The organism is Streptomyces sp. NPDC031121, from assembly GCF_055570615.1.
Window position 1 is genome coordinate 170,894 of sequence record NZ_JBVIGV010000004.1, and the last position, 24,907, is coordinate 195,800.

Below are 24,907 nucleotides of genomic sequence, written 5' to 3' on the forward strand. Positions count from 1 at the left end.
TCGCGGCCGCGTCCGATGTGGTGGACGATCGGAGGGGGCGAGCGGACCGGGAGCTGGTGGCGGTGGCCGGGAAGAGCGGCGGCAGGAGCCGCGGGCACGAAGGCGGCAAGCCCTCGACCGCAGTGCGCGACGTGCTGCGCGTCCCCGCCGGGGGGCCCGTCGACCTCGCCGCGCAGCCTTCCGACGCGATCCCGGCGGGCCCGCGCGACAAAGCAGCCGGGCGGGCCGCCGTCGAGGCCCTGGCCGAGCCGCTCGCCGCGTACCAGGAGCGGCTGTACGCGGCCGCCACGGCGGGCGACCGGCGGCGGCTCCTGCTGGTCCTGCAGGGCATGCACGCGAGCGGCAAGGGCGGCACCGTCAAGCACGTGATCGGCCTGTTCAACCCGGCGGGCTGCCGGGTGAAGGCCTTCAAGGCCCCCACCCCGGCGGAGCGCAGCCGCCCCTTCCTCTGGCGGATCGCCAAGGCCCTCCCGCACCCCGGCGAGATCGGCGTCTTCGACCGCTCGCACTACGAGGACGTCCTGATCGGCCGGGTCCGCGGCCTCGCCCCGCCCGAGGAGCTGGAGCGCCGCCACGCGGAGATCAACCGTTTCGAGGAGTCCCTCGCGGCCGACGGCACCACCGTCGTGAAGGTCTTCCTCCACCTGGGCTACGAGGAGCAGCGCGCGCGGCTGCTGGAGCGCCTCGACGACCCGGCCAAGCACTGGAAGTTCGATCCGGGCGACATCGAGGAGCGGGCGCTGTGGCCCGCGTACCGGGAGGCGTACGAGGCGGTGCTGGGGCGCTGCTCGACCGCGTCGGCGCCGTGGTACGTCGTGCCCGCCGACCGGAAGTGGTACCGCGACTGGGCCGTCGGCGCGCTGCTGCTGGAGCACCTGGAGGAGATGGATCCGCGCTGTCCGCGGGCGGATTTCGACATCGAGGAGTGCCGAACGCGGCTGCTGAGGAGCTGAGCCGCGGCGCGGCCGGGCGAATCACCCCACCGACCCCGTGGTGCGACCATGCACCAATCAGATCGTCATATATTTTGCGGGCGTGACCCTTTCTGTGCGCAATGCGGCGGCCGTGGCCGCCCTCGGCGCCGCCCTGTGCGCCGCCCTTTCCGGCTGCGGGGGCGACGGCGCCGCGTCCGGTGCCGCCGGGCAGGCCCGTCTGGGCACGCCCTCAGCCCCGCCCGCAGCCTCCTCCCCCGCCTCTCCGCCCGCGGCGGCCCCCGCCGCTCCCGCCGTCGGCCACGGCCCCGGCAAGGCACCCACCCTGGCGCCGGGCCCGAACGGCCTGACCCCCGTCTTCGAACGGGCCCGGCAGCAGACCGAGAAGACCGTCGCCCTGACCTTCGACGCCGACATGACCGCCGACCAGGGCCCGCGCGCCGCGGCCGGGGAGCGCTTCGACAACCCCGGCCTCATCAGCACCCTGAAGGCCCTCAACGTGCCCTCGACCGTCTTCATGACCGGACGCTGGGCCGAGGAGTACCCCGACCAGGCCAAGGCCATCGGCACCGACCCCGTCTTCGAGGTCGCCAACCACTCCTACAGCCACCACGCCTTCACCTCCCCCTGCTACGGGCTGCCCGCCCTCGACGGCGCAGCCGCCCGCGCCGACGTCGACCGGGCCTTCGCCGCCTTCCGCAAGGCCGGCGCCGTCAACACCGTCCCCTACTTCCGCTTCCCCGGCGGCTGCCACGACGAGCGGGCCCTGCGCGCCCTGGCCGGCGCCGGCGTGACGGCCGTGCAGTGGGACGTGGTCAGCGGCGACGCCTTCGCCAAGGACCCGGACGCGGTGGCCGCCCAGGTCCTCGCCGGGGTCAAGCCCGGCTCCGTGGTTGTCATGCACTGCACGCGCAGCGCCGCCCCCGTCACCGAGGAGGCCGTCCGCAAGATCGTTCCGGAACTCCGCAAGCGCGGCTACCGCTTCGTGAAGGTCTCCGAACTCGTGGGCACCTGACCCGGCGCGGGCCCCGCACCCGACCCGGCTCCCGACCCCCCGGCCGGGGCCGCGCCGCCCTCAGGCCGCGGACCCGGCCGCCTCGGTGACCTCGCTGGGCCGGACGATGACGAAGCCCTCCCCCCGGAGCTCCAGCTGCACGGCCTCGCCGGAGCCGCCGCGCAGCATCGAGCCGACCGACTGGGAGCGGTGCAGGCCCGTCTGCAGCTGCGCGCTCCAGCCGACCACCGCGTCCGTGTCCACGTACACCGGGGAGGCGGCGGTGACGGGAATGGCGATCGGGGCGCCGTCGCACACGACGGCGAGCTTTCCGGTCCCGGTGAAGAGGCTGTTGAAGAGGCCGCCGCCGGTCATCCCGGCGCCCTTCACCATCCTGATCTCGTACGAGAGGGAGGAGTCGAAGCAGAGCACGTTGCGGCCGTTGACGGTCAGGGCGTCGCCCGGCTCGAACTCGACGATGAAGCAGTTGCCGGCCCGGTGCGCGAACCATGCCTCGCCCCGGCCGCGGACGGACATCAGCGGCAGGCCCTCGCCGGTGACGGCCCGCTTGAGCATCCCGCCGATGCCCTGCCCCTTGCGCTCGAACCGCAGGTCGCCGCGGAAGGCGACCATCGACCCCTGCCGGGCGAGCATCTCGCCGTCGACGGCGTACCGCACCGACTTGGCGTTCTGCAGGGCCATGCCGGGGGCGGCGGCCGGGCGGACGAGGACATCGGAGGAGAACAGGTCGCTCTTCATGTACAGATCATCGCTGGGCACCCACCCCCGCGGCCTCCTCCTCGGGGCGGAGCCTGGCATCCTTGGCGGGATGAGCAGCCAGCACACGCATCCTCCTGCAGACGTACCCGCGGTCGGCGCCGACAGCCCCTTCCGGCAGGGGCGCCTGCCCCGCGACGAGGCACCGCAGTTCGTCCTACCGCTGGTCGTCCGGATCGAGAAGGCCGAACCGCCGGCCAGGACCGACGCCCTGGAGACGGCCGCCCGCGCCGTGCTGGTCCTGCTGGCGGACGAGCGGGCGCGCGGCGGCGGCGAATGGGCCGCCGCCGTCCGCGACTGGCAGGACGCGCGGATCCGCAAGGTGGTCCGCCGGGCCCGCGGCGCGGAGTGGCGCAAGGCGTGCGCACTGCCCGGCATCACCGTCCACGGCGGCACCGCGCAGGTACGGGTCTTCCCGCCGGTCCCGCTGGACGGCTGGCCCAAGGAACTCGCCAAGCTCCAGGTCTCGGGCACCGACCTCGACGACCCCGCCCCCGTGCCGGCCGCCACCGGCGGAGTGCCGGTGCTGTGGCTCAACCCGGACCTGGAGATGTCCGCCGGCAAGGCCATGGCCCAGGCCGGGCACGCCGCGCAGCTCGCCTGGTGGGGCCTGACCGCCGCCGAGCGCACCGCCTGGCAGGAGTCCGGCTTCCACCTGGAGGTCCGCACCGCCAACCGCGACCGCTGGCCGGCCCTCACGACCGGCGGCCTCCCGGTGGTCCGCGACGCGGGCTTCACGGAGATCGCCCCCGGCTCCGCCACGGTCACCGCCGACCACCCGGCCCTCCGCTCCCGCCTCTGACGGGGGGCTCGCGCCTAGGCACGGGCCGAACCGCCGTGCTCCCGCTCCGCCTTCGCCGCCTTCGCACACGCGGCTTGCGTAGGCTGGGCGGGTGATACGTACCGTAGTGCTGGACGTGGGCGAGACGCTCACGCGGGACGACCGCTACTGGGCCTCGTGGGCCGACTGGCTCCGTGTGCCCCGGCACACCGTGTCCGCGCTCGTGGGCGCGGTCGTCGTCGCCGGACGGGACAACGCGGACGCGATCCGGCTCATCAAGCCCGGCGTGGACATCGCTGCGGAGTACGCCGCCCGGGAGGCCGCCGGCTACGGGGAGCAGCTCGACGAGGGCGACCTGTACGAGGACGTCCGGCCCGCCCTGGCAGCACTGCGGGCCGCCGGAACCCGGGTCGTCATCGCGGGGAACCAGACCGTGCGCGCCGGGGAGCTGCTACGCGCACTCGCACTGCCCGCGGACCTCGTGGTCACCTCCGGCGAGTGGGGCGTCGCCAAGCCGGACCCCGCGTTCTTCGCGCGCGTGCGGGAGGTGTCGGGGGCTGCGGCCGCCGAGACGCTGTACGTCGGCGACCACCCGGCGAACGATGTCTTCCCCGCCCACCGGGCCGGGTTGAGGACCGCGCACCTGCGCCGCGGGCCGTGGGGCCTGTGGTGGGCGGACGACCCCGCAGTCCGGGTGACCGCCGACTGGTCCGTCGCCTCGCTGCACGACCTCCTCGCCCTCGTTGGGGAGTAAGCGGTCCCAGTCGGCCCCTGGACGCGTACGGTGCCAGCATGGCCGACCACATCGGGCAGCACGTCGCCGCGCGTCGCCGGACCCGACGCATGACGCAGGCCGGTCTGGCCCGCGCCTCGCACGTCTCCCTCGCCATGGTGAAGAGCATCGAGCGGGGTGCCCGGACACCGAGTCCGGCGCTGTTGGAAGCGCTTGCCTCCGCGCTCGACGTGGACGCCTCGCGGCTCGACCCCCGGTTCGCCGGAACGCGCCATCGCGTGCACGACGCGCTGCCCGCCATCTCAGCCTCCATCGCCGGGTACGACGTCCCTCTCGATCCTCCTGCGCGCCCGCTCGCCGAACTCACGGAAGCGGTGGCCGCCGCGACTGGATGGCGGCTCGCCGCCCAGTACGGGCGGATCGCCGGCGCGGCACCCGGACTGCTCGCCGATGCGCTCGCCCACCTGCATGCCGCGCACGGCTCGGGCCGCGCGGGGGCCGCTCGTCTTCTCGTCGCCGCAGCCCGGGCGGCCGACGCCGTGGCCTACAAGTTCGGCGCGCACGACCTGTCCGCCAGGCTGATCGACCTGATGCGGTGGGCCGCCGCTCAGACCGGTGACCCCCACATCGTTGCGATGGCCGAGTACGTGCGAGCCGAGACCTTCCTCGCCGCCCGAGCGCACCGGGCGGGCCAGGCCGTTCTGGAGCGAGCCCTGGACACCGGTCTGGGCCCGGGTGCGGTGCGCACCGCAGCGGTCCGCGGGGCCCTCCACATGCGCGCGGCCGTGGTCGCGGCGCGCGCGGAGGACCCGGAAACCGCCCACTCCCATCTGCGGGCGGCCGAGCGGCTCGCCGTGGGGCTGCCCGAAGGGGTCTACTTGGGCACCGCCTTCGGGCCGGCGAGTGTGCGAATCCACGAAGTCGCCGTGGCCGTCAGCCTCGGGCGGGACCACATCGGCCGGGCCCTCGACCTCGCACGCGCCTGGCAGCCGGGAGGCGAGATTCCCGAGGAGCGCCGATCCGGCTTCCACGTGGAGCTTGCACGGGCGCAGCTCTGGGCGGGCCGACCGGACGCCGCATTCCAGTCGCTGCAGGCAGCGCGGAGGTTGGCACCCCAGCATGTGCGCGAGCACCCGTGGGCCCGGGAGGACGTCCGGACGATCCGAAGGGTCAAGCGCGCGGACGCCGAGTCCCTGTCCGCGTTCGCGGAGTGGATCGGCGCCGTCTGAAACCCCCCGGGCCGGGCTACAGGCTGTATCCCTTGCGCTCCTTGCCGGCCCTCATCCTCTGGGTGTCCGAACCGGACGAGCAGACGGAGGGGCAGTGGACGTGAGGACCGAGGCCGTGAAGAGCGACCCGGGTGGGTGTGCCGTGGCGCCGCTACCGGAGTCGTTCCACGACCTCACGATCGAGCAGGCCCGCGGCTACGCGTGCGTCGCCTGCGGTGAGCGGCTCGGATCCGGCCGGGTCTACCGAGGTGTGGTCGAGGGGCGCGACGGCGGGTACCTCCTCGACGCGGATGTCTGGGCGTGCGGGCCGGCGGCCGGGCGGTGACCGCGGCGGGAGGGATCTGCGCGCGCTGCCAGCGCCCGCTCGGCCCCGACTTCGACACGGTCATCCCGGACTCCGCCTCCGGCGCCCGCCCCGCGCAGCGCCTGCACCCGGTCGGCACCCCGGCCTGCCGCCCCGCAGCCCGGGAAGGGCGAGATGACCGAGCGGACCTCGGCAGGTCCCGCCTCGCACGGCCCTGAGGCCACAGCCCGGGCGGAACCTCAAATGTTGCTCTGAACGTCACCTTCGCTGGGTTGGCGTCGTGTGGGCGGGGCCATCAATCCGGCACACGGGCCGGTACGCCGGGCCGACGAGCGGGGGGAGGGGCATGGAACCCATGGTGCACCTGGGAGTGGGCATCGGGTGGCGACCGGAGATCGCGGATGCGGTCGAGCGGTTGCCCGGGCTGGACTGGGTCGAGGTCGTCGCCGAGAACGTCTGCCCCGGCCACCTGCCGGAGCCGCTGCGGCGGCTCCTCGACCGCGGTGTGCGCGTCGTCCCGCACGGGGTCTCGCTCGGCCTCGGCGGTGCGGAGCCGCCCGACGCGGGCCGGCTGGCCGCGCTCGCGGAGCGGGCGGTGGCGTTGGGGGCGCCGCTGGTCACCGAGCACATCGCCTTCGTGCGGACCGGCTCACCGGCGCTGGAGGCCGGGCACCTGCTGCCCGTGCAGCGGACCCGGGACGCCCTCGACGTGCTGTGCGCGAACGTGCGGATCGCGCAGGAGGCGCTGCCCGTGCCGCTGGCGCTGGAGAACATCGCGGCGCTCGTGCGCTGGCCGGGCGAGGAGCTGACGGAGGCGCAGTTCCTGGCGGAGCTGGTCGAGCGGACGGGTGTCCGGCTGCTCATCGACGTGGCGAACCTGCACACGAACCGGATCAACCGCGGGGAGGACCCCGCCGCGGTGCTCGCCGCGATCCCGCCGGAGGCGCTGGCGTACGTGCACGTCGCGGGCGGTGTGGAGCGGGACGGCGTGTGGCACGACACGCACGCCCATCCCGTGCCGCCGGCCGTGCTCGGCATCCTGGCGGACCTCGCGGGCCGGATGCGGCCGGCCGGGGTGCTGCTGGAGCGCGACGACGCCTTCCCGCCGGAGGCGGAGCTGGCCGCCGAGCTGGCCGCGATCCGGTCCACCGTGGAGGCCGCCGCAGCCCCCGCCGTCACCGGCTCCCCGGCCGGTGCCGCCCCGGCGGCCGCGGCCGGGGGTTCCGGCGGGCTCGAAGCCGCGCGGGCCCGGGTGGGGTTGGAGCAGGCCGCGCTGTTGTCCGCGCTCGTGGCCGGGACGCCCGTGCCCGAGGGGTTCGACCGGCAGCGGGTCCGCGTACAGGCCCGTGCGCTGGCGGGCAAGCGGGCGGACATCGTCGCGAAGATCGCGCCCGAGCTGCCGGAACTGCTGGGCGGGCGGAAGGCGTTCCGGGAGGCGTTCCTCGGGTACGCCCGCCACCGGCCCCTGCCCGGCGGCTACCGGCGGGACGCGCTCGACTTCGCCGAGCACCTGCTGGTCCGCGACCTGCCCGCCGACCCCGCCGCGCGGCGCCGGCTCACCGCCTGGTGGCGGGACCGCGCGGGGCCCAAGCCGCCGGGGCGCATCGTGCGCTGGGCCCGCGCCCTGGCAGGGAGGGCGGCGTGAACGGTTCCGCCGTCGTCCCGCTCGCCGTCGCCGCCGCGGTCGCCGTCTCCAGTGCGCTGCTGGTGTGGGCGCTGCTGCGCACCCGGCCCCGTACCGGCGGGGAGCAGCCCCGGCTGCTGGACCTGTCGGAGGCGGCGTTCCTGACCGGCGGGCCGGGCGGGGTCGTCGACACCGCGCTCGCCGCGCTCCTCGCGGACGGCCGCCTGGCCGCCGGCGGCCCCGGCATCGTCGAGGCGCGGCCCGGCGCCCCGGCCGCCGACGCCGCCGAGCGGGCGGTGCTCCGCGCCTGCGGGCAGGCACCGTCGGGCTGGCTGTACCAGGTGCGGTACGCCGCCATGCGCGAGCCGGCCGTGCAGGAGGTCGGGGACGGGCTGGCGGCCCGCGGGCTGCTCACCGTGCCCGGCCGGGGGCGCGGCGTACGGCGGTGGGGGGTGGTGCAGGCCGCGCTGTGCGGGGTCCTGTTCGTGCTGTCGCTGCCGCTGACGGTGTTCACGCTCGCGGTGGCGAGCGGCGGCGGGATGCCGGCCGGGGTGCTGGCGGCGGTGTCGCTGCCGCTCGCACTGCTGGTCGGCGCCGTCGCCGGGGCGGTCTGCGCGTCGCGGGCGGCACGGCGCGTCACCCCGCAGGGGCGGCGGGCGCTCGGGGCGATGCGCGCCCTGTACGTGGGGGACGGCAGCCCGCGGGCGCAGATCGCGCTGTTCGGGCTGCGCACGCTGCGGGACCCGTACCTCGGGCCGCTGCTGGTCCCGGCGGCCCGGCGGACGCGGCTGGCCGCCGCCCAGCACCGGGCGCAGTCCGGCAGGTCGGGCCGGCCGGGCAGCGGCGGAGGCGGCGGAGGCGGCGGGCACGACGGCTGCGGGTCGTCCGGCGCGGAGGCGCTGCCGGTCGTGTGGTGCGCGGGGTCCGCCGACTCCGGCGGTTCGGGGTGCGGGAGTTCGGGCGGATCGAGCTGCTCCGGCTCGTCCGGCTCCGGCTGCTCCGGCTCGTCCGGGTCGAGCTGCTCGTCCGGGTCCAGCTGTTCCTCGGGGTCGAGCTGTTCCAGCAGCTCTTCTTCCTCCTGAGGCCGGCCCCGCCGCATCCGGAGCCCGCGCCGGTGTCGCTGGACCACCGGGCGGAAGCGCCCCGGGCACCTGGCCCGGGGCGCTTCCGCCGGCAGTCTGAACTTCCGGTGCGGGGTCTCCGGCTGCGTCGTTTCGGGGGCAGGGCCTCCCCAGCCGGAGGAGGTCGTTCCTCCGTGCTGTTCCCCCCGGGGGAGGTATCAGGCGAGCCCGGCGACCAGGTCGGCGACGGACTTGCGGCGCCCGGTGAAGAAGGGGACCTCTTCACGGACGTGCATACGGGCCTCGGAGGCGCGCAGGTGGCGCATCAGGTCGACGATGCGGTGCAGTTCGTCCGCCTCGAAGGCCAGCAGCCACTCGTAGTCGCCCAGCGAGAAGGAGGCGACGGTGTTGGCGCGGACGTCCGGGTAGCCGCGCGCCATCTTGCCGTGGTCGGCGAGCATCCGGCGCCGGTCCTCGTCGGGCAGCAGGTACCAGTCGTAGCTGCGCACGAAGGGGTAGACGCTGACGTAGTCGCGGGCGACCTCGTCGGCGAGGAACGCCGGGATGTGCGACTTGTTGAACTCGGCCGGGCGGTGCAGGGCCATGTTCGACCACACCGGCTCCAGCGCGCGGCCCAGCCTGGTGCGCCGGAACAGGTTGTACGCGGTCTGCAGCTCGTCGGCCGTCTCCGCGTGCCACCAGATCATGAGGTCGGCGTCGGCGCGCAGCCCGGAGAGGTCGTAGGTGCCGCGGACGGTGATGTCCTTGGCGGCCAGCTGGTCGAACAGCTCCTGGACCTCGTCCGCGTAGCCGGTCCGGTCCTCGGGGAGCACGTCCTTCAGCTTGAAGACGGACCACAGGGTGTAGCGGATGACCTCGTTGAGGTCCTTCGCCTTCTTCCCCGCGTTGGGGATCTTCTCTGGTGCAGTCATGCGTCCATTGTCCCGTGTGCCGATCAGTGCTCGGAGCCAGGGGTGCCCAACGCGGCGGCGACCGCGTCGGCGGCCTTCGCCGCGCCGGCGATGCAGGCGGGGATGCCGACGCCGTCGTAGAGGGCGCCGCACACGGCGAGGCCGGGCAGCGCGCCGACCGCGGCGCGGATACGGGCGACCCGGTCGAGGTGGCCGACCGGGTACTGCGGCAGCCCGCCGTCCCAGCGGGTGACGGTCGAGGCGACGGGACGGGCGGTGAGGCCGACGGCCTCGCCGAGGTCGCGCAGCGAGACGCCGACGAGTTCGGCGTCCTCGCGGGCCAGGTCGGCCTCGTCGCCGTGGCGGCCCACGGAGGTGCGCAGCAGGAAGAGGTCGGGGTCGGTGCCGGCCCAGGCCCACTTGCTGCTGGAGAAGGTGGACGCCTTGATCGTCTTTCCGTCGACGGGCGGTACGAGGAACCCGCTGGCCGTCCCGCCGGTGATCGCGTCGGGCAGCTCCGAGCGGCGGAACGCCATGGTGACGAGGGCCATAGACGCGTACTCCACCGCACGCAGCTCGGCGGCGGCCGCCGGGGCGGTGTCCTGGAGCAGCCGTGCGGCGGGGCCGGCCGGCACGGCGAGGACGACGGCGTCGGCGTCGACGGGTCCGGCGGCGGTGACGGCCCGCCAGCCGCCGGGGGTGCGCAGGAGTTCGCGGACCTCGGCGCCGGTGGTGATCTCGGCGCCGGCGGCCCGGCAGGCGTCGGCGACGGCGGCCGGGAGGCGGCCGATGCCGCCGTCGATGCCGGCGAAGACGGGCCCGCCCTTCCCCGGCTGGGCCGCGGCCCGGCGCTGGAGGTCGCGTACGGCCTCGCCGAGCGAGTCGTGCGTACGGGCGGCCTCGTAGAGCTGCGGGACGGCGGCACGCAGGGAGATGCGGTAGGCGTCGCCGGCGTACACGCCGCCGAGGAGGGGTTCGACGAGCCGGTCGACGACCTCGCGGCCGAGGCGGGCCGCGACGTACGCGCCGACGGCGACGTCCTCGCCGATCTCGGCGGGCGGCAGGTCGCGTTCGGCGCCGATCCTGGCCAGGCCCTCGGCGGACAGGACGCCGGAGGCGGCCAGCGGTGCCGTGTCGCCGGGGACGCCCATGACGTGTCCGGTGGGCATGGGGCGCAGCGCGCCGCGCGTCCACAGGTGGGCGGTGGTGGTGGCGGGCGGCTGGAGCGCCGGGCCGAGGCCGACGGCGCGGGCGAGGTCGAGGGCTTCCGGCCGGCGGGCCAGCACGGATTCGGCGCCGAGGTCGACGGGGGCGCCGGCGAGTTCTCCGGCGTACAGCTTGCCGCCGAGGCGCTGCCCGGCCTCCAGCAGGGTGACGTGCAGTCCGGCGGCGAGGAGCCGGTGGGCTGCGGCGAGGCCGGCGATGCCGCCGCCGATGACGAGGGCCCGGCGGCGGGGGGCCGTGCCGGGGGCGCCGGGCGCGCCGTCGCCGTGGGTGCCGTCGTCCGTACGCGTGTCCGCTTCGTGCATGGACACATGCTCTCAGACCGGGTCGCGGGGCCGCGCCGAGGCCGGACCGTGACCGCATCGGGACCGTCCCGGGACCGGCGGGGCGAAACCCGCGGGCCGGGAGCGCGCGTCGAAACGGCACGAGGCAGACGACCCCCGGGGGGACCGCAGTGCGAGCACGCTCCAGTTCGACCACCACCATCACGCGCACGACGGGGACGGGGCCGCGCGCCGCGGCCGTGCTGGCCGGGCTGGCCCTGGCGGGCTCGCTGGCGCTCACCGGCTGCGGCGCCGACGGCGGGGCGGCCGGCTCCGCGGCCGCCGACAGGGCCGCGGTGGCGCCGGCCCCCGGCGGGGAGGGCCGTGCGGGCGCCGGGGCGGCCGCCCCGCCTGCGGAGGGCGCGGCGAAGGCGCCGGGCGCGCCGGCCCCGGCCGCGGTCCGGCCGCATGTGATCAGGACGGGCTCGCTGTCGATCGAGACGCGCGACGCCGGGAAGGTGCTGGCGTCGGCGCGGGCGGCCGCGGAGGGGGCCGGGGGGTTCGTCGGCAGCGAGTCGACGCGGCGCGGCAAGGACGGCCGGATGACGTCGACCATGACGCTGCGGGTGCCCTCCGAGCGGTTCGACGCGGTGCTCGGAGCCCTGGAGGGCAGCGGGAAGCTCCTGGGCCGGAAGGTGGAGGCGCAGGACGTGACGGAGAAGGTCGCGGACGTCGACAGCCGCGTCCGCTCGCAGCAGGCCAGCGTCGCGCGGGTGCGGGAGATGATGGAGCGGGCCACGGCCCTCGGGGACGTGGTGATGCTGGAGGGCGAGCTGAGCAAGCGGCAGTCGGACCTGGAGTCCCTGCTGGCGCAGCAGACCGCGCTGAAGGACCGGACCTCGCTCGGCACGATCACCGTGGAGGTGTCGGAGCCGGAGGCCGCGGCGGCGCCGGAGGAGGACGGCAGGCCGTCGGTCGGGGGTGCGCTGCGCACCGGCTGGGAGGCGTTCGCGGACGTCGTGGCGTACGCCGTCGTCGCGGTGGCGCTGGTGCTGCCGTTCGCGGCGGCGGGCGCGGCCGGCGTGCTGGGCTTCCGGTTCCTGCGCCGGCTGCGGCGGCGGGGCGGCGCCCCGGCCGGTAGGGCCGGCGCGGCCGCGCCGGAGGCCCCGGCTGCACCAAAGGCCCCGGAGGCCCCGGAGGCCCCGCTCAACCCGGCTGCCCCCGCTTCCCCGGAGGCCCCTGCGGGCCCGGAGGACGCCGCCGCCGCGGCCGCGCCCCCGGCCGTCCCGCCGGCGCGGGGCGGGAGCGACCCGGCGCAGCCGCCCCGCGTCTCGGGCTGAGCACCGTCCCCCCGTAGCGTGTCCTCCACGTGATCGCAGTGGAGGACGGTGCGGACGATGGCGGTGGAACGGCTGGTGGTCGTCGGCGGCGACGCGGCGGGGATGTCCGCCGCGTCGCAGGCCCGGCGGCTGAAGGGCCCTGCGGAGCTGGAGATCACGGCCTTCGAGCGGGGCCGCTTCACCTCGTACTCGGCGTGCGGGATCCCGTACTGGATCGGCGGCGCCGTCACCGAGAGGGACGCCCTGATCGCCCGCACCCCCGAGGAGCACCGCGCCCGCGGCATCGACCTGCGCACCCGTACGGAGGTGCTGGAGCTGGACCTCGGCCGGAGCCGCGTCCGCACCCGCGACCTCGACTCGGGCGCCGCGTCCTGGACCGGCTACGACAAGCTCGTCCTGGCGACGGGCGCACGCCCGGTCCGGCCGCGGATGCCCGGCATCGGCGCCCACGGCGTCCACGGGGTGCAGACCCTCGACGACGGGCAGCGGCTGATGGACGGCCTGGAGCGGCCCGGCGGCCGCCGGGCCGTCGTCGTCGGCGCCGGCTACATCGGCGTGGAGATGGCGGAGGCCCTGCTGCACCGGGGCTTCGAGGTCACCGTCCTGCACCGCGGCGAGCAGCCGATGTCCACCCTCGACCCCGACATGGGCGGCCTGGTGAACACGGCGATGAACCGGATGGGCATCAGGACGGTCTCCCGCGCCGACGTGGCGGAAGTCCTGACGGACGGCGACGGCCGGGCCTGCGGGGTCCGCACCGCGTCGGGGGACGCGTACCCGGCGGACGTGGTGGTCCTCGGCATCGGCGTGGAGCCGCGGACCGGCCTGGCCCGTGCGGCGGGGCTGCCGCTCGGCACGTCGGGCGGCCTGCTGACGGACCTGTCGATGCGGGTCCGCGGGTACGGCAACATCTGGGCGGGCGGCGACTGCGTGGAGGTGCTGGACCTGGTCGCGGGCCGCCACCGGCACGTCCCGCTCGGCACCCACGCGAACAAGCACGGGCAGGTGATCGGCTCGGGTGTCGGCGGCGGCTACGCCACCTTCCCCGGGGTGGTGGGCACGGCGGTCAGCAAGGTCTGCGACCTGGAGATCGCGCGGACGGGGCTGCGCGAGGCGGACGCCCTGGAGGCGGGGCTGCAGTTCGTCACGGCGACGGTCGCCTCGACGACGACGGCCGGCTACTACCCGGCGGCCGCCGGGATGACGGTCAAGATGCTGGCGGAGCGGCGGACGGGACGGCTGCTCGGGGTGCAGATCGTCGGCGGGGCCGGGTCCGCGAAGCGGGTGGACGTCGCGGCGGTCGCGCTGACGGCGGGCATGACCGTGGAGCAGGTCGTCGCCCTGGACCTGGGGTACGCGCCGCCGTTCTCCCCGGTGTGGGACCCGGTCCTGGTGGCGGCCCGCAAGGCGGTCGCCGCGGTCCGCTCGGCCGGCGTGTGACCGCCGCGGACCCCGGGGGCGCCGCCGCGGCGGCGGCCCCGGGGTCCGGCGGGTCAGCGCGCCGTGCGGGTGTGGACGTGGTCGACGAGGCGGGTCAGGGCGTCGGGGTCGGTCGTCGGCAGGACGCCGTGGCCGAGGTTGAAGACGTGGCCCTCCAGCCCGGCGGCGGCCGCGAGGACCTCGTCGGTCTTGGCCCGGACGGCCTCGGGGGTGGAGAAGAGGACCGCCGGGTCGAGGTTGCCCTGGAGCGCCTTGCCGGGGCCGACGCGCCGCGCGGCCTCGTCCAGCGGGATGCGCCAGTCGACGCCGACGACGTCGGCGCCGGCCTCGCCCATCAGGCCGAGCAGCTCACCGGTGCCCACGCCGAAGTGGATGCGCGGGACGCCGTAGGAGGCGACGGAGTCGAAGACCTTCGCCGAGGCCGGCATGACCGAGCGCCGGTAGTCCGCCGGGGCGAGCGCGCCGACCCAGGAGTCGAAGAGCTGGACGGCGGAGGCGCCCGCCTCGATCTGCACCTTCAGGAAGGCCGAGGTGATCTCCGCGAGGCGGTCCAGCAGGTCGGCCCACAGCTGCGGGTCGCCGTACATGAGCGCCTTGGTGTGCTCGTGGTTGCGGGAGGGGCCGCCCTCGACGAGGTAGCTCGCGAGGGTGAAAGGAGCGCCGGCGAAGCCGATCAACGGGGTGGCGCCGAGTTCACCCGTGAGCATGCCGATCGCCTCGGTGACGTACGGCACGTCCTCCGGGGTGAGGTCGCGCAGCTGTGCGAGGTCCTCGCGGCGGCGGATCGGCTGGGCGACGACCGGCCCGATGCCGGGCTTGATGTCGAGGTCGACGCCGATGGCCTTGAGCGGGACCACGATGTCGGAGAAGAAGATCGCGGCGTCCACCTTGTGGCGGCGCACCGGCTGCAGCGTGATCTCGGTGACCAGGTCGGGCCGCATGCAGGACTCCAGCATGGCGGTGCCCTCGCGGACCTTGCGGTACTCGGGGAGGGAGCGCCCGGCCTGCCGCATGAACCACACCGGGGTGTGCGGCACCGGCTCGCGGCGGCACGCCTTCAGGAAGGCGGAATCGTACGTCTGGCTCGGCTGGCCCGTGGGGCGGTCGTTGGCGCTCACGCCGCAAATCTTCGCACGTGTGCAGAAGTGGCCGTCATGGCGCGGGTGTCCCTGCGCCGCACGGGCCCTCGTTCCGCCTAGTCTTCCGGGCATGGCTGCGGCTCAGGGACGATTTTCAGATGGCGCCGACGGTATGGACAGCGGGAAGGAGAGCTCCGTCCCGCTCCCGTTCCGGCGGGCGGTCGAGGGGTTGAAGAAGGCGCGCCTGCGGCCGGGGATCGAGATCGACCCGGTCAGACCGCCGCAGCGGCTGGCGCCGTACGCGTACGCGCTGGAGGCGGCCGCCGTCGAGGGCGAGGAGGACCTCGCCGACGGGCGGCTCATCCTGCTGCACGACCCGGCCGGGCACGAGGCCTGGCGGGGGACGTTCCGGCTGGTGACGCTGGTGCGCGCGGAGCTGGAGCCGGAGATGGCGGCCGACCCGCTGCTGCCGGACGTGTGCTGGTCCTGGCTGACCGGGGCGCTGGAGGCGCGCGGGCTGTCGTTCGGCGAGGCGAGCGGCACCGTGACGATGGCGGGCTCGCACTACTTCGGCGGGCTCGCCGAGCGGCGGCCGGCGACGCAGATCGAGATCCGGGCGTCCTGGACGCCGCGCGAGGGGGTGGGCGGGGTGCCGGACACCCCGGGCCACCTGGCGGCGTGGTGCGAGCTGCTGTGCCAGGTCGCGGGGATGCCGCCGCTGGGCCCCGGCGAGGCCGGGCCGGGCGTGGTCTCCCTGCCACAGCGGCGGGGTCCGCACCACCCGTAGCGGTGGCTCCGTACGGCGGCACCCGCCACCCGCCCGGCGGCGCCCGGCGAGGGCTGCCGCGGCGGGAACGGCTGATCGAAAGGCCGCGGCATCCGTGCGGGAGCACGGCACGGTTTGCGGGCTTCTGATCACCGAGTGATCGATCGTGCGTCCGAATTGCCCGAATTGTTACTCACCAAATCGTGATCATTCCCTAAAGCCGGGCGGGTGACGTGCCGAAGGAACCAGTGACCATCCGCACGGTTCGCACCGGCTTCCTTCCCCGAGCCGGCCCGTCCCGCCACTCCCCCAGGAGGCCTAGGTGTCCGTTCTTCTCGAGCAGCCCGCAAGCCTGGTCGCCTACCGCCCGAACAAGCCGACGGCCATGGTCGTCGTGGCCGACCCGCGCGTCCGTTCCACCGTGACCCGCCATCTGTGGGCCCTCGGAGTACGCGATGTGATCGAGGCGTCGTCCATCGCGGAGGCCCGCCCCCGCGTCAGCAGTCCGCGCGACATCTGCGTGGCCGACGTGCACCTGCCGGACGGCTCCGGCCTGACCCTGCTCTCCGAGACCCGTGCCGCGGGCTGGCCGAACGGCCTGGCCCTCTCGGCGGCCGACGACATCGGCGCCGTCCGCAACGCCCTCGCGGGCGGCGTCAAGGGGTACGTCGTCACCGGCACGCGGACCAACATCGGACTCCCCGCCCGCCCGGGCGCCGCCCCCATCGGCGCCGCCGCCGCCCGCATGCACCGCCGCCCCCCGGGTGCCCCGAGCCACCCGGGCGGCTACCGCGAGCTCTCCGGCCGCGAGGTGGAGGTCCTCCGCCTGGTCGCCGAGGGCCAGTCGAACAAGGCCATCGGCGTCTCGATGGGCCTGTCCGCCCTCACCGTGAAGTCCCACCTGGCCCGCATCGCCCGCAAGCTGGGCACCGGCGACCGCGCCGGGATGGTCGCCGTGGCCCTGCGGACGGGGATCATCCACTGATCCCGGCCCGGCGGCCCCCGGCGGCCCCGGCACCGGGGCCGCGCCGGGAGGACCGCGGGGAACCGCGGGGGAACGCAGGCCCCCTGCCCGAGGCCCCCACCGTGCCCGTCGCCGGAACGTTCCGGCGACGGGCGCGCCGTATCCGCGGATACCCTTGAGCGGTGACCGACGCCCAAGAGACCGCAGCAGACCTGCGCACCACCACCGGGGGCGGCCCCCCGGACGACGTCGACAAGGCGCCGATTCCGTTGCTCGAACCCCGCGAGGGGATCCCGCCGGTGGTCGCCGACGAACACGCCCTCGCCCGGGTGGTCGCGGCCTTCGCCGCGGGCACCGGCCCCGTCGCCGTCGACGCCGAACGCGCCTCCGGATACCGCTACGGCCAGCGCGCCTACCTCGTGCAGCTGCGCCGCGAAGGCGCGGGGTCCGCGCTCGTCGACCCGGTCGGCTGTCCCGACCTGTCCGCGCTCGGCCGGGCCCTGGACGGCACGGAGTGGATCCTCCACGCGGCGACCCAGGACCTGCCGTGCCTGCGCGACATAGGCATGGAGCCCACCTCCCTGTTCGACACCGAACTCGCCGGCCGGCTCGCGGGCTTCCCCCGCGTCGGGCTGGGCGCGATGGTCGAGAGCGTGCTCGGCTACGCGCTGGAGAAGGGCCACTCCGCCGTCGACTGGTCCACCCGCCCGCTCCCCGAGCCGTGGCTGCGCTACGCCGCGCTCGACGTCGAGCTGCTGGTGGACCTGCGGGACGCGCTGGAGGCGGAGCTGGACCGGCAGGGCAAACTGGAATGGGCCCGCCAGGAGTTCGACGCGATCGCCTCCGCCCCGCCCGCCCCGCCGCGCAAGGACCCCTGGCGCCGCACCTCCGGCATGCACAAGGTGCGCCGGCGCCGCCAGATGGCGGTCGTGCGGGAGCTGTGGGAGTCGCGCGACCGGATCGCCCAGCGGCGCGACGTCTCGCCCGGCAAGGTGCTGAGCGACGCCGCGATCGTCGAGGCCGCGCTCGCCCTGCCGGCCCACGTGCACGCCCTGTCGGCCCTGCCCGGCTTCGGGCAGCGGATGGGCCGCCGCCAGCTGGAGCAGTGGATGGCCGCGGTGGACCGGGCCAGGGCCCTGCCCGAGGCCGAGCTGCCGCAGCCCGGGGCCGCCTCGGCCGGTCCGCCGCCGCCCCGGTCCTGGGCCGACAAGGACCCGGCCGCCGCGGCCCGGCTGTCCGCGGCCCGCGCGGCGGTGTCGGCGCTCGCCGAGCGGCTGAACCTGCCCCAGGAGAACCTGATCACCCCGGACACGGTGCGCCGGCTGTGCTGGGAGCCGCCGAAGCGGCTCGGCGGGGACACGGTGGCCGAGGCCCTGGCCGGCCACGGCGCCCGCCCGTGGCAGATCGAGCAGGTCACCCCGGTACTGGTCACGGCCCTGGCCGCGACCGCCTGAGGCGCGTACGCCGCCCTTCGAAGGAGCCCCCGGCCCCCCGGCCGGGGGCTCCTTCGCGTCCGCGGCCGGCCGACCGGCCGGGGCGGCTGCGCGGCCCCGGCCCGCCGCTGCGGGACCATGGCGTACCGCCGGGGGACGCGGCCGTGAGCCCCGGCGCGGTGTGACGTTCGCCGCTCCTCGGCGCGGGGGTGTCCACACCGGTTACCCGCAAGTAGCATGGCGGGTGAGCGGGCGCTCAGCCGTTGGCCGGGCCGCCCCCGCGCAGCAGTGCCATCCCGCACCTGGAGGAGAGCCAACGTGCCTCGTACCGTCAGGGACGTCGTCTTCGTCGACGGCGTCCGCACCCCGTTCGGCAAGGCGGGCCCGAAGGGCATCTACCACGAGACCCGCGCCGACGACCTCGTCGTGAAGGCGATCCGGGAGCTGCTGCGCCGCAACCCGGACCTGGACCCCAAGAAGATCGACGAGGTGGCCATCGCCGCCACCACGCAGATCGGCGACCAGGGCCTGACGATCGGCCGCACGGCCGGCATCCTCGCGGGCCTGCCGCAGTCCGTCCCGGGCTACTCCATCGACCGCATGTGCGCCGGCGCGCTGACCGCCGTGACCGCCGTCGCGGGCGGTGTGGCCTTCGGTGCGTACGATGTCGCCATCGCCGGCGGTGTCGAGCACATGGGCCGCCACCCGATGGGCGAGGGCGTCGACCCGAACCCGCGCTTCGTCTCCGAGAAGCTGGTCGACGAGTCCGCCCTGTTCATGGGCATGACCGCCGAGAACCTGCACGACCGGTACCCGACGATCACCAAGCTCCGCGCCGACGAGTACGCCGTGCGCTCGCAGGAGAAGGCCGCCAAGGCGTACGCCGACGGCAAGATCCAGCAGGACCTGGTCCCGATCTCGGTGCGCAACACCAACCCCGAGGTCGGCGAGACCGGCTGGGGCCTCGTCACCTCCGACGAGCCGATGCGCCCGGGCACCACGCTGGAGAACCTGGCGAACCTGAAGACCCCGTTCCGTACGCACGGCCGGGTCACCGCGGGCAACGCCGCCGGCCTCAACGACGGCGCCACCGCCGCGGTCATCGCGTCCGAGGACTTCGCCCGGGAGAACAACCTCCCGGTCAAGATGCGCCTCGTGTCGTACGCCTTCGCCGGCGTCGAGCCGGAGGTCATGGGCTACGGCCCGATCCCGGCCACCGAGAAGGCCCTGGCCCAGGCCGGCCTGTCCATCGGGGACATCGGCCTGTTCGAGATCAACGAGGCCTTCGCCGTCCAGGTCCTCGCGTTCCTGGAGCACTACGGCATCGCCGACGACGACGCCCGCGTGAACCAGTACGGCGGCGCCATCGCGTTCGGCCACCCGCTGGCCTCCTCCGGCGTCCGCCTCATGACGCAGCTGGCCCGCCAGTTCGAGGAGCAGCCGCACGTCCGCTACGGCCTGACCACCATGTGCGTGGGCTTCGGCATGGGCGCGACGGTCATCTGGGAGAACCCGCACTTCGCCGAGGGAGAGTCCAAGTGAGCACCACCGCTGAGCTCCTGAAGGGCGCGGCCGAGCTGTTCCCGGACGAGGTCGTCACCTCGGCGCACGTCCGCCACCTGGAACTGCCGTTCGGCGCGGGGCGCTTCGCGCTCATCACGCTGGACAACGGCTTCGACCACACCAAGCCGACGACCTTCGGCCCGCAGTCGCTGGCCAACCTGAACGCGGCGATCGACCAGGTCGAGCAGGAGGCCCTGGCCGGCTCCATCGTCGGCGCGGGCATCACCGGCAAGCCGTTCATCTTCGCGGTCGGCGCCGACCTCAAGGGCGTCGAGCTGCTGAAGGGCCACGACGAGGCGCTGGCCATCGGCAAGGGCGGGCACGACGTCTTCAAGCGCCTGTCGGCGCTGGCCGTGCCCACGTTCGCGTACTACAACGGCGCGGCGATGGGCGGCGGCGTCGAGGTCGGCCTGCACTGCACCTACCGCACGGTGTCGAAGGCCATCCCGGCCTTCTCGCTGCCCGAGGTCTTCCTCGGCCTGGTCCCCGGCTGGGGCGGCTGCGCCATCCTGCCGAACCTGATCGGTGCCGAGCGCGCCGTCTCGGTGATCATCGAGAACTCGCTGAACCAGAACCGCCAGCTCAAGGGCAGGCAGGTCTTCGAGCTCGGCATCGCCGACGCGATCTTCGAGGGCGCCGACTTCCTGGAGCAGTCGCTGCTGTGGACCGCGAAGGTCCTCACCGGCGAGACCGAGGTCGTCCGCGCCGAGGTCGACCGCGGCGAGGCGTGGGACGCGGCCGTGGCCAAGGGCCGCTTCATCGCCGACTCCAAGGTGCACGGCGCTGCCCCGGCCGCGTACCGCGCCCTGGAGATCATCGAGGCGGCCAAGGACGGCGACCTGCAGAAGGGCTTCGACGCCGAGGACAAGGCGCTGGCCGACCTCATCATGGGCGGCGAGCTGCGCTCGGGCATCTACGCCTTCAACCTGGTCCAGAAGCGCGGCAAGCGCCCGGCCGGCGCCCCGGACAAGAGCCTGGCGCGCCCGGTGACCAAGGTCGGCGTCGTCGGCGCGGGCCTGATGGCCTCGCAGCTGGCGCTGCTGTTCCTGCGCCGCCTGGAGGTGCCGGTGGTCCTCACCGACATCGACCAGGAGCGCGTGGACCGGGGTGTGGGCTACGTCCACGCCGAGATCGAGAAGCTGCTGGGCAAGGGCCGGATCAACCAGGACAAGGCCAACCGCCTCAAGGCGCTGGTGACCGGTGTCCTGGACAAGGCCGAGGGCTTCGCGGACGCGGACTTCATCATCGAGGCCGTGTTCGAGGAGATGTCCGTCAAGCAGAAGGTGTTCGCGGAGGTCGAGGCGGTCGCCCCGGCGCACGCGATCCTCGCGACGAACACCTCCTCGCTGTCGGTGTCGGAGATGGCCTCCAAGCTGCGGCACCCGGAGCGCGTGGTCGGCTTCCACTTCTTCAACCCGGTCGCGATCCTCCCGCTGCTGGAGATCGTCCGCGGTGAGAAGACCGACGACGCCTCGCTGGCCACGGCCTTCGGTGTCGCCAAGAAGCTGAAGAAGACCGCGGTCCTCACCAAGGACGCCCCGGCGTTCGTCGTGAACCGCATCCTGACCCGCTTCATGGGCGAGATCCAGAACGTCATCGACGAGGGCACCCCGGTCGTCACGGCGGAGAAGGCCATCGAGCCGCTCGGCCTGCCGATGTCCCCGCTGGTGCTGCTGGAGCTCGTCGGCCCGGCGATCGGCCTGCACGTGTCCGAGACGCTGAACCGCTCCTTCCCGGAGCGCTTCAAGGTCTCCCCCAACCTGAAGGCGGTCGTCGAGGCCGGCAAGCGGGGCTTCTACGTGTACGACTCCGGCAAGCCGGAGCTGGACCCGGAGGTCGCCGCCCTCCTGGTGCAGGGCGACTCGGTGCTGACCGAGGAGCAGGTGCGGACGCGCGTCCTGGACGCGGTGGCGCAGGAGATCGGCCTGATGCTGGAGGAGGGTGTCGTGGCCGAGGCCCAGGACATCGACCTCTGCCTCATCACGGGCGCCGGCTGGCCCTTCCACCTGGGCGGCATCACGCCGTACCTGGACCGCGAGGGCGTCTCGGAGCGTGTGAACGGCAAGCGGTTCCTGGCTCCGGGCGTGGCGAGCGTGCCGACGGCCTGAACCGCCGCGCGGCGGCCTGACGCCGTGTGAGCACCGCGGGCGCCCGTCCCCCCGTCCGGGGGCGGGCGTCCGCCGCGTCCGGCCGGGGGTTTCGGCGGGGCGCACCGCCTGGGCTGGCAGAATACGGATCGTGGCGCAGGACAAGAGGGTTTTCAGCCGCCGGAGCGTGCTCTTCGGGGGCGGCGCGGCGGCCGCCGCGGTGACCGCGGGCGGCGCGGCCTGGGCACTGCGCCCCGGTCAGGAGTCCGGGTCCGCGTTCGGGTTCGGCTTCGGGTCGGGCTGGCGGGGCGGCTCGCAGCCGGTGGTGGGCGCCTTCGACATGCGCACGGGTGCGGAGGTCCTCGCGCCGTCGGCGCTGTTCAACTCGACGGGCCCGCAGTCGTTCGCGTTCGACGACACGAACGGGCAGGTGTTCACGCTCCAGACCGTGCAGGGCGGCCTCCTCCTCGACGGGGAGGAGGAGCCGGTCGGGTACGGGGACCGGAAGTCGGCGGGCGATATGTGCCTGACCAGGATGACCGGTTCGGGCAGTGTGCTCGGGCACATGTATCTCCGGGGCTTCGGCCACGGAATTTCCTTCGGTGTGGAGCCGACGGGTCCGCGTACCTACATATGGCTCGAAGGGCGGGCCGATCCGGAGAGCGGGTATGGCCGTACGGTGGTGCGGGTGCCGTTCAAGGACGGTGCGGTGCTGAACAGTTCCGATGAATCGGTTCGGCATTTCGACCCGGTGCCCGGGTCCACCGATGTGTGCCCGGCCCTGGACCTGGCGGGCGGGCGGGTGCTGGTGAGCCATCAGGAGGGCGGCCTGCACCGGTTCTCCGTGTACGGTCTGGACGACTTCCTCGCGGGGCGGTTCACGCCCGCCCAGACGATCAAGGCGGGCGTGCAGGTCAAGGAAGAGGAATGGTTCCAGGGCTGTGCGCTGCACGGCGATTACGTGTACGTACTGACCGGCAAGCCGTACACCGGGAAAAACGGAAGCAATCCGAGGAAGTCGGGCGGCAACACGTACGTGTCCGCGATCGACGTGCGGACGGGGCGGCCGCAGGGGCGCCACCACGTGACCGTGGCGCCGGACCTGACCTACCGGGAGCCCGAGGGGATGGCCGTCCGCCAGGCGGCTTCGGAGCCCGCTTTGTGCCTGGGATTTTCCGTGAAGGCGAACGACCGGCGCGAGCTGACGGTGTACGGCTTCACCGCTTGAGCGGGACCGCGGCGGATGTGCCGCGGCATATTCGCAGGCCCTGCCGGTAATCATTGGCCCGTGGTTCACGGCACGTTCTGGAGCCGTCCATACGGCTGCTTATACTACTGCGACACTTCACGCGATTCTTATACCTCCATGGGGGAGGCTCCGCATCCATGGGCTCCAAGCGGCTGCGCGCCGTACTCGGCGTTCTGATCACCACTGGGCTCATCCTCAGCTTCCTGGGCATGCTGGTCGCGGTCGCGTTCGTCTCCCTTCCGCTCTTCGTCGGCTGCGCCGCACTGAGCTACGTCGCCGACCTGATGCTCCACAACACCGAGTCGCCGACCCTGGAGCGGCTGCGCGACTCCCGCTTCGGCCTCACCATGCGCTTCCTGATCCGGCAGTTCCTGCTGCTGGGCCTGTGCGGCGCGATCGCCGACATCGAGTCGTTCGTGGCGCAGATGACCACCATCGGCCTGCTCCTGCTGTTCATCCTCCAGCTTGCCTACGGCGCCCTGCTCAAGCACGTCCGCAAGATGCGCAACGAGCTGCCGTTCACCACCCGCGGACTGGACCTGGAGGCGCTCGGCATCCGCCGCATGCCCCACCCGTTCCTGGTGGACAAGCACGTCCGCAAGACCCTGCACCTGGACATCCCGCTGGTCGCCGGCTCGCTGGCCACCATCGCGACGGACGACTGGCGCTGGGTCACGTACGGCATGATCACCACCGTCTTCCTCGCCTACTTCTTCCTGCTGGTGCTCGTGCCCGACGCGCGCAACGCGCTGAAGCTCCCGACCACCGACGAGGCCATCGACGAGCTCAACCACCAGCTGGCCGAATACCGCCCCCAGGTCGCGCTGTACTTCACCTTCGCCGCCATCTCCAAAGACTTCATGTACCAGGTGAACATGTGGCTGGAGTCGCTGGAGGCCCTGGACCTGCGCCCCATCATCGTGCTGCGCGAGCGGGCCACCCTGCGGTACCTGGACGCGACACCGGTGCCGGTCATCTGCATCCCCAAGGCCGACAACCTCGCCCGCATCGAGATGCCCGAGCTGCGCGTCGCCCTCTACCCGGGCAACGCCGGCAAGAACGTCCACATGCTCCAGCGCGCCGAGGTCAAGCACGTCTTCATCGGCCACGGCGACAGCGACAAGCTCGCCAGCAGCAACCGCGTCAGCAAGGTCTTCGACGAGATCTGGGTGGCCGGCCGGGCCGGCCGCGACCGCTACGAGCGCATCAAGCACGCCGTCTCCCCGAACCAGATCGTCGAGGTCGGCCGCCCCCAGCTGATGCCCCTGCACCGCTGGACCGGCCGCGTCTCCGGCCCCGTGCCCACCGTCATCTACGCCCCCACCTGGGAGGGCTGGACCGACGACGCCTGCTACACCTCCGTCATCCCGGCCGGCGAGAAGCTCATCAAGGCGCTGCTCGCGTACGACCGCGAGATCCGCATCATCTACAAGCCGCACCCGCTCACCGGCTCGCGCTCCGCCGAGGCCGCCGCCGCGCACCGCCGCGTCATCGCCCTCCTGGAGGAGGACAACGCCCGGCGCTTCGGCCGCAACATGACCGACTCCAAGGCCGCCGCGAAGAAGCTCGCCCGGATCGACAAGCGGATCGCCGAGCTGTCCGAGCGCGGCGTCCGCTCCAAGTACCCCGACCTCACCGAGGAGGAGCGGACCGCCCGCATCCGGCGCAGCCGCAACCAGGCCGGCGCCCTGTACTGGAGCGCGCTCCCCGACGCCGCGCACCACGTGGTGACCGAGCGGATCCCCGCCCTCTACGACTGCTTCAACCAATCGGACCTGCTCATCGGCGACATGTCGAGCGTCGTCTCGGACTTCGTCGCGACGCTCAAGCCGTACGCCATCTTCAACCTGGAGGGCCTGCCCGACCAGGACTTCCGCAACGAGCAGCGCACCGCGTACGCCTCGTACCTGCTGGACGCCGACTGCAACGGGCTGACCGAGGCCATCGAGGCGACGCTGCACCCGGACCAGGACCTGATGGCGCCCTACCGCGAGCAGCTGAAGGAGTACCTCCTGGGCGGCGAGTACCCGCCGTCCATCGTCCGCTTCAACGCGGCCGCCAACGACCTCTACCGGCGGGGACTGCTCGACTTCCCCGTCGAGCAACCCGACGAGGCGGCCTTCCCCGTGTAGCCGGCTCGCGCCCGCCCCTCC

The 24,907-nt window shown here is 74.2% G+C and carries 21 protein-coding genes; 17 read left to right on the forward strand and 4 right to left on the reverse strand.

The features are described from left to right. Nucleotides 1–62: 62 nt before the first annotated feature. Both ACZ462_RS08790 and ACZ462_RS08795 read left to right on the forward strand, forming a co-directional pair. On the forward strand, nt 63–953 hold the full coding sequence (locus ACZ462_RS08790) for a PPK2 family polyphosphate kinase (RefSeq protein WP_467806675.1): 891 nt from the start codon (nt 63–65) through the stop codon (nt 951–953). Nucleotides 954–1,035: 82 nt separating this feature from the next. After that, nucleotides 1,036–1,947, forward strand: a complete 912-nt coding sequence (locus ACZ462_RS08795) for a polysaccharide deacetylase family protein (protein ID WP_467806674.1) — start codon at nt 1,036–1,038, stop codon at nt 1,945–1,947. 60 nt (nt 1,948–2,007) lie between these two features. Here ACZ462_RS08795 and ACZ462_RS08800 read toward each other — a convergent pair whose 3' ends face one another. Next, a complete protein-coding gene (locus tag ACZ462_RS08800) occupies nt 2,008–2,685 on the reverse strand; it encodes an AIM24 family protein (RefSeq protein WP_467806672.1) in 678 nt (225 codons plus the stop codon). Nucleotides 2,686–2,755: 70 nt separating this feature from the next. Here ACZ462_RS08800 and ACZ462_RS08805 point away from each other — a divergent pair, with 70 nt between their 5' ends. From ACZ462_RS08805 to ACZ462_RS08830, 6 genes are all read left to right on the forward strand, one after another. After that, nucleotides 2,756–3,505, forward strand: a complete 750-nt coding sequence (locus ACZ462_RS08805) for an aminoacyl-tRNA hydrolase (protein ID WP_467806671.1) — start codon at nt 2,756–2,758, stop codon at nt 3,503–3,505. A 91-nt stretch (nt 3,506–3,596) separates the two neighbouring features. Then, entirely contained in the window at nt 3,597–4,238 is a 642-nt protein-coding gene (locus ACZ462_RS08810; RefSeq protein ID WP_467806669.1) for an HAD family hydrolase, read from the forward strand. A 38-nt stretch (nt 4,239–4,276) separates the two neighbouring features. Next, on the forward strand, nt 4,277–5,446 hold the full coding sequence (locus ACZ462_RS08815; RefSeq protein ID WP_467806668.1) for a helix-turn-helix domain-containing protein: 1,170 nt from the start codon (nt 4,277–4,279) through the stop codon (nt 5,444–5,446). A 142-nt stretch (nt 5,447–5,588) separates the two neighbouring features. Beyond that, nucleotides 5,589–5,771, forward strand: a complete 183-nt coding sequence (locus ACZ462_RS08820; protein WP_467806667.1) for a hypothetical protein — start codon at nt 5,589–5,591, stop codon at nt 5,769–5,771. A 334-nt stretch (nt 5,772–6,105) separates the two neighbouring features. Further along, nucleotides 6,106–7,395: an MbnB/TglH/ChrH family RiPP precursor modification enzyme gene (locus ACZ462_RS08825; RefSeq protein ID WP_467806760.1), complete on the forward strand. Its 1,290-nt coding sequence runs from the start codon at nt 6,106–6,108 to the stop codon at nt 7,393–7,395. Continuing rightward, nucleotides 7,392–8,456: a TIGR04222 domain-containing membrane protein gene (locus tag ACZ462_RS08830; RefSeq protein WP_467806665.1), complete on the forward strand. Its 1,065-nt coding sequence runs from the start codon at nt 7,392–7,394 to the stop codon at nt 8,454–8,456. The genes ACZ462_RS08825 and ACZ462_RS08830 overlap by 4 nt, the downstream gene beginning before the upstream one ends. Before the next feature lie 197 nt (nt 8,457–8,653). Here the strand turns inward: ACZ462_RS08830 and hemQ are convergent, their stop codons facing one another. Continuing rightward, entirely contained in the window at nt 8,654–9,367 is a 714-nt protein-coding gene (gene hemQ, locus ACZ462_RS08835; RefSeq protein WP_467806664.1) for a hydrogen peroxide-dependent heme synthase, read from the reverse strand. A gap of 23 nt (nt 9,368–9,390) precedes the next feature. Next, nucleotides 9,391–10,875 carry a protoporphyrinogen oxidase gene (hemG, locus tag ACZ462_RS08840; protein WP_467806663.1) on the reverse strand — a complete coding sequence of 495 codons (1,485 nt, stop codon included), beginning with the start codon at nt 10,873–10,875 and terminating at the stop codon, nt 9,391–9,393. Between the two features lie 149 nt (nt 10,876–11,024). Here hemG and ACZ462_RS08845 point away from each other — a divergent pair, with 149 nt between their 5' ends. Together ACZ462_RS08845 and ACZ462_RS08850 are read left to right on the forward strand one after the other, a co-directional pair. Further along, complete coding sequence (locus ACZ462_RS08845; protein WP_467806662.1) at nt 11,025–12,173, forward strand: DUF4349 domain-containing protein; 1,149 nt, start codon at nt 11,025–11,027, stop codon at nt 12,171–12,173. Between the two features lie 57 nt (nt 12,174–12,230). Next, nucleotides 12,231–13,613, forward strand: a complete 1,383-nt coding sequence (locus ACZ462_RS08850; protein WP_467882778.1) for an FAD-dependent oxidoreductase — start codon at nt 12,231–12,233, stop codon at nt 13,611–13,613. A gap of 53 nt (nt 13,614–13,666) precedes the next feature. On the opposite strand, the gene hemE is transcribed toward ACZ462_RS08850, so the two are convergent. Continuing rightward, the gene (gene hemE / locus ACZ462_RS08855) at nt 13,667–14,731 is read right to left on the reverse strand and encodes a uroporphyrinogen decarboxylase (RefSeq protein WP_344330834.1); all 1,065 of its coding nucleotides are present in this window, start codon (nt 14,729–14,731) and stop codon (nt 13,667–13,669) included. A 91-nt stretch (nt 14,732–14,822) separates the two neighbouring features. On the opposite strand from hemE, the gene ACZ462_RS08860 reads away from it, so the two are divergent. The 7 genes from ACZ462_RS08860 to ACZ462_RS08890 all read left to right on the forward strand — a co-directional run bounded on the left by ACZ462_RS08860 (nt 14,823) and on the right by ACZ462_RS08890 (nt 24,886). After that, nucleotides 14,823–15,479, forward strand: a complete 657-nt coding sequence (locus ACZ462_RS08860) for a DUF3000 domain-containing protein (protein WP_467809792.1) — start codon at nt 14,823–14,825, stop codon at nt 15,477–15,479. A gap of 301 nt (nt 15,480–15,780) precedes the next feature. Next, nucleotides 15,781–16,443, forward strand: coding sequence for a helix-turn-helix transcriptional regulator (locus ACZ462_RS08865; RefSeq protein WP_467809793.1), 663 nt, complete (start codon nt 15,781–15,783; stop codon nt 16,441–16,443). 161 nt (nt 16,444–16,604) lie between these two features. After that, nucleotides 16,605–17,876: an HRDC domain-containing protein gene (locus tag ACZ462_RS08870; RefSeq protein WP_467809794.1), complete on the forward strand. Its 1,272-nt coding sequence runs from the start codon at nt 16,605–16,607 to the stop codon at nt 17,874–17,876. A gap of 297 nt (nt 17,877–18,173) precedes the next feature. Beyond that, nucleotides 18,174–19,397 (forward strand): thiolase family protein, encoded by a 1,224-nt coding sequence (locus ACZ462_RS08875; protein ID WP_467809795.1) that lies wholly within the window; start codon nt 18,174–18,176, stop codon nt 19,395–19,397. Further along, entirely contained in the window at nt 19,394–21,526 is a 2,133-nt protein-coding gene (locus ACZ462_RS08880; RefSeq protein ID WP_467809797.1) for a 3-hydroxyacyl-CoA dehydrogenase NAD-binding domain-containing protein, read from the forward strand. The genes ACZ462_RS08875 and ACZ462_RS08880 overlap by 4 nt, the downstream gene beginning before the upstream one ends. Before the next feature lie 130 nt (nt 21,527–21,656). Further along, nucleotides 21,657–22,733: a phage baseplate protein gene (locus ACZ462_RS08885; RefSeq protein WP_467809798.1), complete on the forward strand. Its 1,077-nt coding sequence runs from the start codon at nt 21,657–21,659 to the stop codon at nt 22,731–22,733. A 158-nt stretch (nt 22,734–22,891) separates the two neighbouring features. After that, the gene (locus ACZ462_RS08890; RefSeq protein ID WP_467809799.1) at nt 22,892–24,886 is read left to right on the forward strand and encodes a hypothetical protein; all 1,995 of its coding nucleotides are present in this window, start codon (nt 22,892–22,894) and stop codon (nt 24,884–24,886) included. Nucleotides 24,887–24,907 lie beyond the last annotated feature (21 nt).